At 73.3% G+C, this 13,538-nt stretch carries 9 protein-coding genes; 3 read left to right on the top strand and 6 right to left on the bottom strand.

Features of this window, described 5'->3' with window-relative positions; translation table 11 throughout:
* The first annotated feature begins 5 nt into the window (after window positions 1-5).
* The 3 genes from AC6CCG_RS33875 to AC6CCG_RS33865 are packed head-to-tail and all read left to right on the top strand — an operon-like array spanning window position 6 to window position 2,053.
* Window positions 6-1,025, top strand: a complete 1,020-nt coding sequence (locus AC6CCG_RS33875) for an EamA family transporter (RefSeq protein ID WP_496659274.1) — start codon at window positions 6-8, stop codon at window positions 1,023-1,025.
* On the top strand, window positions 922-1,485 hold the full coding sequence (locus AC6CCG_RS33870) for a class I SAM-dependent methyltransferase (RefSeq protein ID WP_496659273.1): 564 nt from the start codon (window positions 922-924) through the stop codon (window positions 1,483-1,485). Before AC6CCG_RS33875 ends, AC6CCG_RS33870 begins: the two co-directional genes overlap by 104 nt.
* 16 nt (window positions 1,486-1,501) lie before the next feature.
* The gene (locus tag AC6CCG_RS33865; RefSeq protein ID WP_496659272.1) at window positions 1,502-2,053 is read left to right on the top strand and encodes a P-loop nucleotide/nucleoside kinase family protein; all 552 of its coding nucleotides are present in this window, start codon (window positions 1,502-1,504) and stop codon (window positions 2,051-2,053) included.
* 65 nt (window positions 2,054-2,118) lie between these two features.
* Here AC6CCG_RS33865 and AC6CCG_RS33860 read toward each other — a convergent pair whose 3' ends face one another.
* The 6 genes from AC6CCG_RS33860 to AC6CCG_RS33835 all read right to left on the bottom strand — a co-directional run bounded on the left by AC6CCG_RS33860 (window position 2,119) and on the right by AC6CCG_RS33835 (window position 13,533).
* Window positions 2,119-2,940 carry an alpha/beta fold hydrolase gene (locus AC6CCG_RS33860; RefSeq protein WP_496659271.1) on the bottom strand — a complete coding sequence of 274 codons (822 nt, stop codon included), beginning with the start codon at window positions 2,938-2,940 and terminating at the stop codon, window positions 2,119-2,121.
* Window positions 2,941-3,637: 697 nt separating this feature from the next.
* Entirely contained in the window at window positions 3,638-4,792 is a 1,155-nt protein-coding gene (locus tag AC6CCG_RS33855) for a zinc ribbon domain-containing protein (protein WP_496659270.1), read from the bottom strand.
* Entirely contained in the window at window positions 4,789-5,805 is a 1,017-nt protein-coding gene (locus tag AC6CCG_RS33850) for a hypothetical protein (RefSeq protein ID WP_496659269.1), read from the bottom strand. Before AC6CCG_RS33850 ends, AC6CCG_RS33855 begins: the two co-directional genes overlap by 4 nt.
* 2 nt (window positions 5,806-5,807) lie before the next feature.
* Window positions 5,808-8,558 carry a GAP1-N2 domain-containing protein gene (locus AC6CCG_RS33845; RefSeq protein ID WP_496659268.1) on the bottom strand — a complete coding sequence of 917 codons (2,751 nt, stop codon included), beginning with the start codon at window positions 8,556-8,558 and terminating at the stop codon, window positions 5,808-5,810.
* A gap of 2 nt (window positions 8,559-8,560) precedes the next feature.
* Window positions 8,561-10,801: a SaeA-related protein gene (locus tag AC6CCG_RS33840; RefSeq protein ID WP_496659267.1), complete on the bottom strand. Its 2,241-nt coding sequence runs from the start codon at window positions 10,799-10,801 to the stop codon at window positions 8,561-8,563.
* Window positions 10,801-13,533 carry an MATE family efflux transporter gene (locus AC6CCG_RS33835; RefSeq protein WP_496659266.1) on the bottom strand — a complete coding sequence of 911 codons (2,733 nt, stop codon included), beginning with the start codon at window positions 13,531-13,533 and terminating at the stop codon, window positions 10,801-10,803. The genes AC6CCG_RS33840 and AC6CCG_RS33835 overlap by 1 nt, the downstream gene beginning before the upstream one ends.
* Window positions 13,534-13,538 lie beyond the last annotated feature (5 nt).

Genomic DNA, 13,538 nt, shown 5'->3' with positions numbered 1-13,538 from the left:
GCCGCGTGTCCGTCCGCGATCGCCTGCTCGCCGTCTTCGTCGCCGTCTGCTGGGGCCTCAACTTCCCGGCCACCGCGATCGCCCTGCAGCACTTCCCGCCGTTCCTGATGGGCGCGCTGCGGTTCACCTTGATCGCGATCCCGACCCTGCTGCTGGTGCCGCGGCCGAAGGTTCCGCTGCGCTGGCTGATCGGCACCGGGGTCGGGCTCGGCGTGCTGCAGTTCGCGTTCCTCTACGTCGGCATGGTGGCCGGGATGCCGAGCGGGCTCGCGTCGCTGGTGCTGCAGGCCTCGGCGCCGTTCACCGTGATCATCGCCGCGGTCGCGCTGCGGGAACGGCTGTCCGGGCGGCAGTTGGCCGGCATCCTGGTCGCGGTCGGTGGGCTCGCCGTGATCGCCGTACACCGGGCGCAGTACGCCAGCCTGCTGCCGGTGATCTTGACGCTGTGCGCCGCGCTGGGCTGGGCGATCGGCAACATCTGCAGCCGGCAGGCCGGCACACCGTCCCCGTTCCGGCTGACCCTGTGGATGTCGGTGGTGCCGCCGATCCCGTTGTTGATCATGTCCCTGATCTTCGAAGGCCCGACCCGGATCGGGCAGACCATGATCACCGTGATCACCCCGGCGGCCGTGCCGGCCGTCTTCGGGCTGCTCTACATCGTGCTGATCGCCACCCTGATCGGGTACGGGCTCTGGAACGGTCTGCTGGCCCGGTACCCGTCCAGTGAGGTCGCGCCGTTCTCCATGCTGGTGCCGATCGTCGGCGTCGCCTCGTCCTGGGTGGCGTTCGGCGAGCGAGCCGAGCCGGTGGTGATCATCGCCGGGCTGGCAGTGATCGGCGGCGTGCTGTGGGCGTCGAGAAAGGGGCGACTCAGGGGCGTCCCCGACCCGGTTCCGGTGCCGGCACCCCTAGGCTCGGGTCATGGCAGGCTTCTCTCGCGTGGCCTCCCGGCTGTACGCGCTGTTCACCAGGAATCCGTCGACGGCCCGGGTGGTGGTCGAACAGGCCCGGCTGCAACCGAATGACCGTGTCCTCGAGGTGGGCTGCGGTGCCGGTGGCGCGGTCGACCTGGCCGCGCAGGCGCTCGGGCCCGATCGGGTGGCGGCGGTCGACCCGTCGCCCACGTTCGTCGAGATGGTGTCCCGGCGGGTGCCCGGCGCCGACATCCGGGTGGCCGGCGCCGAGGACGTACCGTTCGATGATCAACGGTTCACCGTGATCTTCAGCGTCGCCTCGATGCACCATTGGGACGACCGCGCCGCCGGGCTCGCCACCCTCACCGCGAAGCTCGCCCCGGGCGGTCGGATGCTGATCGCCGAGCGGTTGCTGAAGAAGCCCGGCCACGGCATCACACCCGAGCAGCTCGCCGAGGTGGAGGCGGAATTGACCGAGCTCGGCCAGATCGGCGTCCACACCGTCGAGCGGAAGGCCGGTCCGCGGCAACTCGCGATCATCCGCTCCACCCGGCCGCTCGCCGCCGCCTGATCGATCGGGTTCCGGCGTGCGCAGTGATCAACTCGTGGTGCTGGTCAACGGTGTGCCGGCGGCCGGCAAGTCGACGCTGGCTCCGTCGCTGGCCGAAGCGCTCGGGCTGCCGTTGATCAGCAAGGACGTGATCAAGGAAGCCCACGCCGACATCCTCGGCGCCGAGCCGCCGGACGATCGTCCGCAGCGGGACTGGAACCGGGCGCTCGGCGCCGCCGCGTCGGAGACCATGTGGGCGCTGTTGGCGACCGCGACTCCGGGGGCCGTCCTGGAGAGTTCCTGGCGCGCCGACGTACGGGAACTGGTCGTCGCCGGGCTGGCCCGCGCCGGCGTGGACTCCGTGGTGGAGGTCTGGTGCGACGTCCCGGCCGAGGTGGCCCGGCGCCGCAACAAGGAGCGGTGGCCGTCCAGGCATCCGATCCACGGCGCCCCGATGACCGAACCGGAGCGGACCGGGGTCGAGCGGCACGCGGAGCCGCTGGGACTCGGCCCGGTGATCCGGGTCGACACCACCCGCCCGGTCGACGTGGCTGCGCTGGCGCGCCGAGTCAGGGCGGCCCGGTCATAGCGCCGGACCGCCGTCGATCGCGACGGCTGGTGGATTCTCGCCGGTCAGTCGCGGCGGAGATCCACTCAGGATGTCGTTGCGGCCGTGACGCGGTCCAGCCACTCGCCGAACAGCGCCCGCGCCAGCACCGGCTGCTCGGCGTCGAGGGCGTGACCGGCCCGGTCGAGCACCGCGAACGTGGCCCGCGGATAGCGCTCCAGGATCGTCCAGGCATCCCGGTAGCCGGTGATGTGGTCCTGCCGGCCGGCCATGATCAGGCACGGCCGCGGGAAGTCGGCGACATCGACCGGGAAGCTGCCCTGATAGTTCGCGGCGATCCGCGTCGTCACCTCGGGGTCGGCCAGGTCGAGCCCGGGCTGGACGTAGGTCTGCAGGGCCCGCCAGGTCCCCTCGGTCTGGGCGACCAGGAGGTCCTCGGTGTCCAGTTCGGCGCCGAGCCGCTGCACCAGTTCCGGGTCCCGGACGAGCACCCGCCGCGGCGGCAGCTCGCGCTCCTCGTGCCGCGGCATGATCACCGGCACGATGATCGCCAGGCCGTCCAGCCGGTCGGCATGCGCGGCGGCGAGGCCTCGGGCCTGATAGCCGCCGTACGATTGGCCGACGAGCGCGTACCGGCCCGGGACCAGGGCCTCGACCGCGGCCCGGAGCACCCGGAACACGTCGTCGCTGCTCGCCACCCCGGGGGCGACGGTCCGGCCGTGACCGGGCAGGTCCAGGTAGATCCGGCGCCAGTGCGGGCGTTCGGCGAAGACCGGCTCGAACGGTCCGGACAGCACCCGATGATCCACCGTGAACCCGTGCACCAGCACCACCGTCGGCGCGGCCGGATCGTCCGGCCCGGTGATCACGTGGTGCACCCGGACGCCCTCGACCTCGACAAACGGCATGCGCGCTCCCCTCGTCCTCCTGATGCACCCATCCTCGCCTGCCGCGGTCCGGCCGGTCCGCCGGTAGTTCGCCGAATGTGAGACTGCGACCTCGAAAAGGCGCTGACGCCGGTCGCAACCTCACACTCGACGACGTGTCGCGACGAGGCCGGCGGTCCGATCGCGCCACCCACCCTGGCCCGGTCCGCCCACCACCCGATCGACCGATCACAACGACGAGGCCGGCGCCCATCCGATCGCGCCACCCGCCCCGGGCCCGATCAACCGCCCACCACCCGATGGACCCATCACTACGACGAGGTCGGCGCCGGTCCGATCGCGCCACGCGCCCGATCCCCTTCCCCACCGAACGACCGGCCATCACCACGAGGCCAGCGCCAGTACTACCGCCGCCGCCCGATCAACCCACCGTCGACCGACCGATCACAACGACGAGGCCGGCGCCCGTCCGATCGCGCCAGCGCCCGATCCCCTTCCCCACCGAACGACCGGCCATCACCACGAGGCCAGCGCCAGTACTACCGCCGCCGCCCGATCAACCCACCGCCGACCGACCGACCACAACGACGAGGCCGACGCCCGTCCGATCGCGCCACGCCCCCGATCCCCTTCCCCACCGATCGACCGGTCACTTCTGCAGCGACACGCCGCCAGAACGCCTGCTTTTGTGACCGGTCGGCGGGTCTTTTGGGGGTTCTCAGAGGGCGAGGGTCCAGCGGATGGGGTCGAGGCAGCGGAAGGAGGCTATGCCTCGGTGGTGGATTCGTTCGCCTTCCGCGGCTTCGCCGAGGGCGGAGACGGCGAACAGGCGGTGGGCGAAGGGGCGGCCGTGGTGGGGGGCGGTCATGGTGTTGAGGAAGCGTTCGGCGCCGAGGCGGATCAGCAGGCTGCGGACCTCGGCGTCGAGCAGGGCGCCGTCGTCCTCGTCGTAGCGGAGGGCGGCCAGGCCGGGGTCGCGCTGGAAGGCGGCGCCGGGGTTGGACATGATCCGGCTCCACTCGGTGCCCTGGACCGCGCGCAGGGCCTGCATGGTGTCGAACTTCGACAAGATCATCGCGATCGGCGGGGTGGCCGAGCCGAGCAGCAGGATCAGGTTCTCGAGTACGGTCTCCGGGCTGCCCGCCTCGTGCAGCTGCGGCGGCAGCAGATCCTTCAGCATCTCCCGGACCTGGTTGACCGCGGTCGGGTCGAACATGAAGAAGACCGAATCGGCCTGGGCGAAGTAGCTCAGGTGATCGACGCCGACGGTGCTCGCCTCCAGGTCCTCGCCGGCCACGTCGCGGATCACCAGGTAGCGGCGCTGGCCGTCGATCACGCCGAGACTCAAGATCAACGGCTCCCGCTGGTACGCGTCGGCGACGCCGGCCGCGGCCGTCGGCGGCATGATGCCGCGGGCCTCGAACAGCGGCCGCTGGTAGACGTCGGTGTAGATCCGCCTTGAGGTGTCGGTGGCGAACTTGAGCGACGATCCCATCCGGGACAGCAGGTAGTCGAGCTGTTTGATCATGACGCCGATGTAGACGCTCTTGCCGGTCGCCCGGGCCCCGGCCAGCGCGACGCAGGTCGCCGTGCCGAGCCGCCACTCCGGCGGCAGCCCGTAGTGGCAGTGCGGGCAGACCTCGACACCGGGCTGCTGGCAGGACGGGCACAGGTGGGCGTCGTCGGGCAGCCGCCAGTGCTTGACCTCCGGATTGCGCCGGACGCTGTGCATCGGCCCGATCCGGACCCCGATGCCGGTGTGCGCGGAGCCGACCGGGTCCTCGTACTCCTGACAGCGGCCGGACCGGCAGGCGAACACCCACTCGCCGTCCGGCAGTCGCCGGAAGCAGCGCGGGCACTTCGTCATGATCATGGCGTTCCGATCAGGTTTCCGGCACCGATCAACGGACCGGCTGCGGCCAGCAGCGAGGCGACGATCCGCCCCACCTGGTCGCGATCCAGCGGCTGATCACCCGAGAGTACGGGCACGCCGGTGGCGCCGGCGCCCAGGGGTCCGGGCGGTTGGGCCTCGCCGACCACGACGACGCCGGTCAGCGTCCGGTCGGCCAGCCCCGGCGGCACCGCGTCGGTGATCAGGAACCGGGCCGTCCGGTCGGCAGCCGACCCGGCCGTGCTCTCCTCGAACAGGCCGGTCCGGCAGCCGATGTCGAGCGGCCGGTCGGCCAGCCCGGTGATCATGGTCGCGGCGAACTCGGCGGCCGGGCCGGCCGGCACCGGCACCGGCTGCCAGCCGACCAGGGTGCCGTGCGCGGTCTGGTCGCCGGCGATCACGACGCCCAGGCCGGCGAAGATCTCCAGGCAGGGCCGGGCCAGCCGGTCCGCGGGCAGTCGCCGCATCGAGGCCGACGTGTCCAGCCCGACCACCAGCCGGACCCGCCGCTCGGCCGGCAGCCGGGGCAGGCCGAGCACGCCGCGGGCCGCGTCCCGGGCCATCTCGGCGGTGGCCGGCAACGCCTCGTCGTTGACCACGCCGACGGTGCTGATCTTGATCCGGCCGGCGTCGGGTTCCATGATCACGATGTCCCGGCGGCGCAGCCCGGACAGGTCCACCGCATCCAGAACGGCCCGGTCCGCGTCGCCGCCGGCCGGGCTGTCCGGTCCGAGCGCCACGGTGACCACGCTCTGCGGCCCGAACACCTCGCCCTCCGGCAGCAGGCTGACCTGGACCGGTTGGTCGACCACGGGCACGATCACCTGGTCCGGCCGACGCACGGTGCGCACCGGCCCGCGTTGACCGGCAACCTCGACCCGGTACCCGGCTGTGTCCCCTCGGTCCGAACCGCCGCCGACCGGCTGCACCCGGATCGCGATCGGGAGCGCGTCCACCCGGACCGAGTGGCCCTCCCGTAGCAGGTACGTGGTCATGATCAGTTGCTCCTTCCGCGGAGGAAGCCGGGCCGGTCACCCGGGCCCGACTGGCCTCGGGCGATCGCCCGCAGCCGGGCGTCCGCCTGCCGTTCCAGGGCTCGCCGGTCGACGTCCATCCGGGCATACCGCTGGGCCAACCGCTCCGCGGTGACCCGGCGGGCCTGGTCCCAGCGGTTCCCGATCTGGTTCCCGGCCCAGTCCTGCACGAGCGTGTTCAGCAGGGACTTCCGGCTCGAGGTCAGCGAGCCGAGCCACTGCTGCGGCGTCCGGTCCACCCCGCCGAGCGCGAAGCCCCGGTCCGCCAGCAGCGCCGCCCGCAGCCAGGGCTCCTTGCGCTCGGCCGAGAACAGATTCTTGATCAACAACGCCGAGTCCAGCTTGAGCTCGAACCCGCGACCGGAGTTGATCTTGCTACGAAGCCGTTTCGCACCGGGCAGGCCCAGCTCCCGTACGGCATCGAGGACGAGAGCACAGAGCAGCGCGTCGGACGCGTCCTCGGCCAGCCGGCCGGGCAGGTCCCAGGCCCAGAGCGCGCCGGAGATCACCGCCTGCACCTCGGCGTCGGGCGGGTTGCGCCGGTTCTGCAGCCAATACTGGTCTCGGGCCAGCAGCCGCAGCACCAGCAGGTCGGCGCCGACCTGGCGATCATGGTCCAGGCCGCGCAGCAGGGGATCCCGGAGGTCGTCGATCAGCCGGGTCAGGTCGTCGCTCGGCGGGGCCGCCTTCACGGTCGGCGCCCACTGCCGGACACCGACCGCGGCCGGCCAGCGGCGCCGGATCAGCAGCAGGTCACCGGCCGGCCAGGCGCCGCCCTCGAACGCGCGTTCCAGCTCGGGCGGCGGCGACTGGTAGGGCGCCAGCGCCCGCAGCGCCGACCAGGCGACCAGCGGCCGTTCGGCCGGATGGCGGTCCGGGTCCGTCGTCCACCGGTGGTACGCCAGCTCGGCCCGCAACGGGTCGTCGTCGCCGGCGGCCAGCCGACCCAGCGGCGGCGGCGCGCCCTCCTCCGGATGGAGCCACTCGGCGACCGGGGCAGCCAGCCGGCGGCCGATGGTGCCGCGGACCACCCACTCCTGACCGACCAGCACCGGCCGGATCACCCAGCGCAGGGCCCGCTCGGACACCGGGCCGGCCCGTTCGATCAGGGCCGGCGCGGGGTGATCGCTTCCGAGCAGGTGACAGCAGCGTTCCAGGGCGTCGACCAGCGGTTCCGGCGGCTCCAGGTGGTCCAGTCCGCTGCGGGCCAGCAGGTCGGCCAGGTGCAGCACCGCCACCGCCCGGTCGGGTTCGGAAAGCCCGGCCGCGGCGATCCCGGCGCAGGCGTCGCCGACTCCGGCGATCAGTTCCCGCTCGGTGATCATGGACAGCCGAGGCGCCGGCTCGGGCAGCGCGGCCGCGCCCGGCCGGGCCAGCCAGGCCGGTTCGGCGACCGCTCGGCGCAGGTAGGCTTCCATGATCAACTGCGCGGTCTGGCCGCCGACCCGGGCCAGCGCCTCGGGATTGCCGGCGATCTGCCAGGCGTCGGCGGTCGTCCGGCCCAGGCCGCGCCCGATCAGTTCCCGCGCGGTCCGGTGCAGCTCCTCGTCGGCCGGCGCTCCGTTCGGGCCGGTCCGGGTCACCACGGCGGCCGCCTCGCGGACCGCGTCGGCAAAACGGTCCCCGGCCCGGCCGACCGCCATCGCCAGCGGCCAGGCCACCGCCGCGGCGGGCAGGTCCGAGCCGTCGAGCCGGGCGGCGATCCGGTCCAGTTCGGCCAGCGCCCAGGCCGCGCCGGCCTCGTCGCCGAAGATCACCTGGGCCAGGACCGACCACTCGGTGACGGTGATCCGGTCGCCGGCGGCGGTCCGGTGCGGCTCGCCGTCGAGATCACCGATGGCCAGCGGCTCCGATTCGTCGATGATCACCACCGGTGTCTGGGCCCGCAGCGGGCTGCGTGGATCCGCAGCGGCCGCGGCGACCTGCTCTTGGTCGACCACCGGTACGCAGGCCAGCTGGACCCCTTGATCGAAAACGTTCGGGACCGAGGAGATCCGTTCCAGGGTTGAGAAGGAGAAGCCGGCCGCCTGCTGTGCCGCCATCAGCAACGACACCGCTCCGGTCCACAGCGCGGCCCGGTCGGTCGACTCGGTGATCAACACGATCCGCGGGCCGCCGGCCAGGGCCGCGGCGGTCGCGTCCAGCAGTGCGGCCAGCACACCGAACCGGAACCGGGTCGGGTCGAGCAGGAAGTTGATCACCGAACCGGCGGTGATCATGGTGCCGGACTCCGGCCGCGGCCGGTCACCGAGCCGGGCCCGGCTGACCTGATCGGCGCCGTACGGAGCCAGCCAGTCCGGGGAGCGCCAGAGCTGGATCGGCCGGACCGCCGTCGGCTCCGGGGCTCCCGGGGTGCGGTCCAGCACGACGTGGGTGAAGACGTTGCCCGGCCGGCCGGTAGCGTCCGGCCCGGCCGGCCCGGCGTGCCACCAGGCCGCCGCTCCACGCTTCGCGCCGGGGTCGACCGGCGCGTAGACCAGCCGGCGCGGCAGCTCGGCGATCTGCTCCGGGGTCGGGAACCGGGGGATCTCCACCCCGGCGTCGAACTGGGTGGCGACCCGGGCCCGGAGTTGCTCCCGCTCCTCCCGGTTCAGGTCGCCGTCCTCCTCGACGATCTGCCAGCCACCGGCGCTGATCCGGGTGCCGGCGGCATTGACGCCGTGCAACGAGGTGTAGGTCAGCCGCCCGTACCGCGGGCTTCTGGAATCCGGCATGGTCAGCCCAGCCGCAGCGAGTCGACCGGCGGATCGAGGATCGCGACCAGCGAGGTCCGCTCCGGCGGCAGGTCGGCGAACAACCGGACATAGCCGGTGCGGCCCCGGACCGACGCCTTCCAGGCCACCGCGCTGGGCCGGGTGCCGATGCCGTCCGGCCGGAACCGGAGCACCGGCCGGGTCACCTCCTCGATGTCCTCGGTGACCTCCAACTGCTGGCCGTCGCCCGGGTGCAGCGGCAGCCGGGTCGGGTGGTGCACCAGCACCAGCGGCGGGCAGTTGCTGATGTCGGACTCGCTGGACAGCCGGACCAGCACCCGGTCCGGCTTCAGCAGCAGGGTGCGGCGCAGCTCGAGCCCGTACCGGATCCGCATCAGGCCCGGGTAGCCCACCTCGACCGGCACGCTCTCCCGCCGTTCGCCGCCGACGAAGGAGACACCGGTGATCCGGACCGTGGCGCCGCGGTTGGGCAGCGGCCGGCCGAACTGGACGCCGCCGAGCTGGTTGTAGAGATCGGTCGAGCACTCCACGGTCCCGGTCACGTCGCCGCCCTGCAGGATCTCGGCGAGTACGGTCGCGGCGCCCGGCGGCCAGCCGAACTTGAGCACCTGCTGGTCGCACCGTTCGACGATCACCGGGTCGTGCACCGGCCGGACCCGGACCGCGGGCACCGTCCGGCCGACCCGGGCGACGCCGTCCAGCACCACGACCGGGGTGAAGTAGGCCCGGTCCCAGCGGCGCGGCCAGGGCACGTTGCGCATCCCGACCCGGCCGTCCGGTTGCGGGCTGATCGGGTGGGCCAGCCGGTCGCTGTCGGCCAGGTTCATCTGCGGCAGCGCCGACTCCGGGTGACTGCCGTGCTCGGCCCCGGCCAACGGCCGGTTCTCGGTGCGGTAGACGAACACCCGGCCGGCCGGCTGCGGCGACCAGAGCAGATCGAACTGCCAGTCGTCACCCCGTTCTTGATCAGCAGGGGCGCCGTGCTGGGAGACCTCGAGGTCCTCGATCGGGTCGACGACGGCCGAGACGCCGACCTCGACGGTGACCGCCCCGGACAGCTGCGGTACGCCGTCGACGGTCGCCTCGGTGCAGAACTGGTAGAGGTAGCGGCGGCCACGCTCCGCGTCGTTGTCGACGAAGCCGCCCAGGTTGGGCTCGGCGGCCAGGATCCGGTACCGCGGATCAGGCTGGCCGGGCCGGGCCCGTTCCACCGGGGTCCGGTAGATGTGCACCCGGTCGATGCCGTACCAGACCGACCACTGGCCGATCACCCGTCCCTCGTCCTCGCGCAGCTCGACGTCAACGACGCGGCTGATCACCGCCTTCTCGGCGATCAGCCGCGGTTGGCCGCGCCGGGCCAGCGCCAGCGTGGGGCCGGTGTTGCACCAGACCTGGTAGTAGCGGACGGCCGCCGTGAACGGCCGGCTGTCCAGCGTGCCCCGTTCGGCGTCGCCGAGGACGACGCCGACCAGGTCGGCCCGGTCCGGTGAGTACGGCCGGTGCTCGTCGCTGGCCACCACGCGGTACGCGGTCGCACCGGCCAGCCCGGACGGCTGGTCCCAGGCGAGCCGGACGCCGTCGGAGCCGGTCAAGGACCGCAGCGCGACCGAGGACGGGCCCGCCTCGGCGCCGAACCCGGCCGCGTCGAGATCGGAGCCGAACTCGTACGGGGCGAAGCCGGCGGCAAGATCGGGCGACGGCACCCCGGCCGGTGCCGCCGACGGCTGGTGCTGGTCGGCGGCGCGGCGGGGACCGGGCGGATCCACGACGTGCGCTGAGCTTGTCGAGGCGCCGGGGCTGATCGGGCTTTGCCCTTCGACAGGCTCAGGGAACGTGGGGTGACCGGGCTCAGGGAACGTGGCTTGTGCGGGCTCGGAGCGCGTTGGTTCAGGCGTCGGTTCAGGGCGCGTCGGTTCCGGGCGCGTCGGTTCGGGGGGCGTGGGGGCGTGCTGGACCGCGGTGACCGGGGTGTCGTTGAGCTCGGCCGGCATCGTCGGCGTCGCCGGGCCGGCCGGGGTGGCGACCAGGCGCTCCAGATCGGGGGCGTACTTGCGCAGCGCGGCCGGCAGCATCGCGGCGATCTCGGCGGCCCGGCGCTGGCCGGACCGGGCGACCGCGCGCAGATAGGTGTCCTTGATCTCGCCCAGCTGCAGCCGGCTCTCCAGCACCTCGCGGTCCCGCCAGGCCTTGAGCCGCTCGAACGTCGGGTCGACCGGCGCGCCGCCCAGGGTGTGGTCGTCCATCAGAACACCTCGTCGATCTCGGGCATCGGCCAGCGCGTCCGGTCGGCATCGGCGTCCGGGGTGCCGGCGCCGGGCACCGCCGCGAGCTCGTACGCGGCGAAGGCCTCGGTCAGCTGGACCAGGACCGCGGCCCGGCTCAGCTCGTGGCCGGTGCCGCGGAACCAGTTGCTGACGATCCGGTGCCGGCCGGCCACCCGGGCCTCGGCCCCGAAGCCGACCTGGTCGAACTGCTGCCCGGTCCAGGTCTCGGCGGGCTGGTCCAGCCCGGCCATGAATTCCGGGTACGGCCGCGGCGTCGACTCCTGGCCGGCCATCCGGACCGACGCGACCAGGGACCGGCCGAGCTCGCTCTCCGGCAGCGACCGGCCGACCGCCTGCCAGAGTGCCCGGCCGCCGTCGCTGAGCGGATCCCCGTCCGCGGCGTCGGCCGAGCCGGTGGTCCCGGCGGCGGACTCGAGCAGGTCGGCCCAGCGGACCAGCAGACTGCCCTCGCCGGCCTGCTCGGCGTACATCCGTTCCGGGCTCTGGGCCAGGTCGATCGCCTCCGGCCCGAGCCGGCCGGGGGCCGATTCCAGCAGCGCCTGCCAGGGCCGGCTCAGCCAGCCGGCCCGGAACACCTCGCGCCGGATCACCGTGGCCGCCTTCGCCACCGCCTCCGGCTGCAGGTCGGCCACCCCGATCCGCGCCGACAGCGGCAGCCCGGCCGCCGGCAGCCGCCGCTTCGGGCCCGAGTCGGCGGGCCCGCCGAACGGGGCCGCCAGCACCACGCCGGCGATCCGGGACCAGGCCAGGAACTGCTCGTACGCGGCGGTCAGCCGGTTCAGGTCGCGCAGCACGTGGCCGAGGTTGACCCGGTTGGCGTCGGTCTGCGAGGCGGCGTCGCGGCGTCGGTTCAGCTCCCGGAACAGTTCCCGCTGGCTGACGAAGAACACCGCGCAACTGCCGAGCAGCCAGACCACCACGGCGGCCACGATCGCGATCGTCACCGTCTCCCAGGTCAGCGCCTCGAACCCGCCGAGCAGCAGGAAGATGACGATCACCACGGCGAGGCCGATCAGCAGCCCGCGCATCCACCAGGTGAGCCGCTTCATCTTCCGGCGCAGGTCGTCGGACGGCTCGTCGTCGGTGCCGGCCTGGGCCAGCGAGCTCAGGATCGCCTGCGCCTCGTCGCGGGCGTCGGAGACCGCGCGGCCGAGCCGCTGCCCCACCTTCACCGCGTACGCCGAGCGATAGCGAGCCAGCCAGCCGTCCAGCCCGGCCCGGGCCCGGTCCAGCTCCGGGGTGAGCTGGCCCTCCGGCGGATTGAGCCGGGTCTGCGCGGCGTGCATCCCGAGCAGGTCGTACGGCGCGACGTCGGCACCGCCAAGCTGGCCGGGCGCCTTCCAGCGGTGCTGCGGGCCCGGCACCACCTGCGCCGGATCGGCCAGCACCGCCCGGTCCGCTCCGACCTGCAACGGCGGCAGGTCGGCGATCCGCTCGCCGCCGTCGGCCAGCGTGTAGGCACCCGCGAGGTAGTCCTGCCAGAGCGTCGACAGGTCGTGCCGGCCGCCGGTCAGTTCGCCCGAGCCGCCGGACTCGCCGATCACGCCGGCCAACTCGTTGGACGCCCGGGCCCAGTCCCGCCAGTCGGCGCCGGTGCCGTCCGGGCGGATCCCGCGGACCACCACCGCGTACGCCGACGGCGCACGGCCGAACACGCTGCCGTGCACGGCGGCCGCCGCGGACGAGGCGAGCTTGTTGGTGATCGCGGCCCGCCACCGCATCGGGGTGTTCTTGATCGCCGCCCAGATGAACGAGAACAGCATCCGCAGCGCGGCCAGCGCGCCGATGTCCTTGACCGGGCTCGGTGACGGCTGCACCCGCGGCCCGCGCAGGACCGCGCCGTGCTTGCGCCACAACGCGTCCGCCATCGTCCGGGTCGCGGTCTCCACGTCGTCATGGCCGGCTCCGCCGGCCTGACCCTGTCGATGTGGCTCGCCGATGCGTAACGACTGCGCGCCGGCGACCCGGACCGCGGGGAGCCCGCCGGCCGTCGACGTGACACCGTCCTTGATCGCCTGCTCGACCGCCGAGGCGTCCAGCGACCGGAAGAACACCCGGCCGACCCGGACCGTCCGGCCGGGCGGCACCGCGATGTCGTCCAGCGGCGCGTCCGGCAAGCCGGACCAGAGCCCGGTCAGGCCGGCCACCGCCGTCGCGGCGGGGCCGCCGATCAACGCCGGGTCGTCGCTCGGCTCCAGCACCTGGTGCCCCAGGCCCGGACCGCGAGCGTCCTCCGGCGAGATCACCACCGTGTGCCAGCCGTCCCGACCAAGATCATCCGCGGCTGCCGTACCGCCGGGACGGGTGATCACACAACGCAGTCGTTCGATCCGGCTGGTGCCACTGGAGCGCCGGACCAGGTCGACCAGATCCCGCTCCTGCCCTTCGACCGGCTCGGCGAACGTGGCGGGAAGGACGGCCGCCAGTGAGCAGACCCGGACCCGGTCGTACTGGCGCTCGGCCAGCACCTGCTGCACCGTCACCGGACGACCGGCCCCGTCCTTGATCAACTCCGCCGCCACCGAAAGTTGATCATGACCGAGTTGATCATGATCAGGGGCGAGGCGAACCCAGCAGAACTCCTCGATCAGGCCGAGCGCGGACAGGTCGCGCAGCGCGTCCCGGGCGCCGGTGAGCACGCCGTCCGGCGCGGCCAGCAGCACCAGGTTCGGTGAGTGGACCTCGGACATGGAAC

This window comes from Microlunatus sp. YIM B11417, assembly GCF_059617205.1.
Note: the sequence above shows the minus strand (reverse complement) of the source record. Positions and strands in the feature narration are given on the sequence as shown.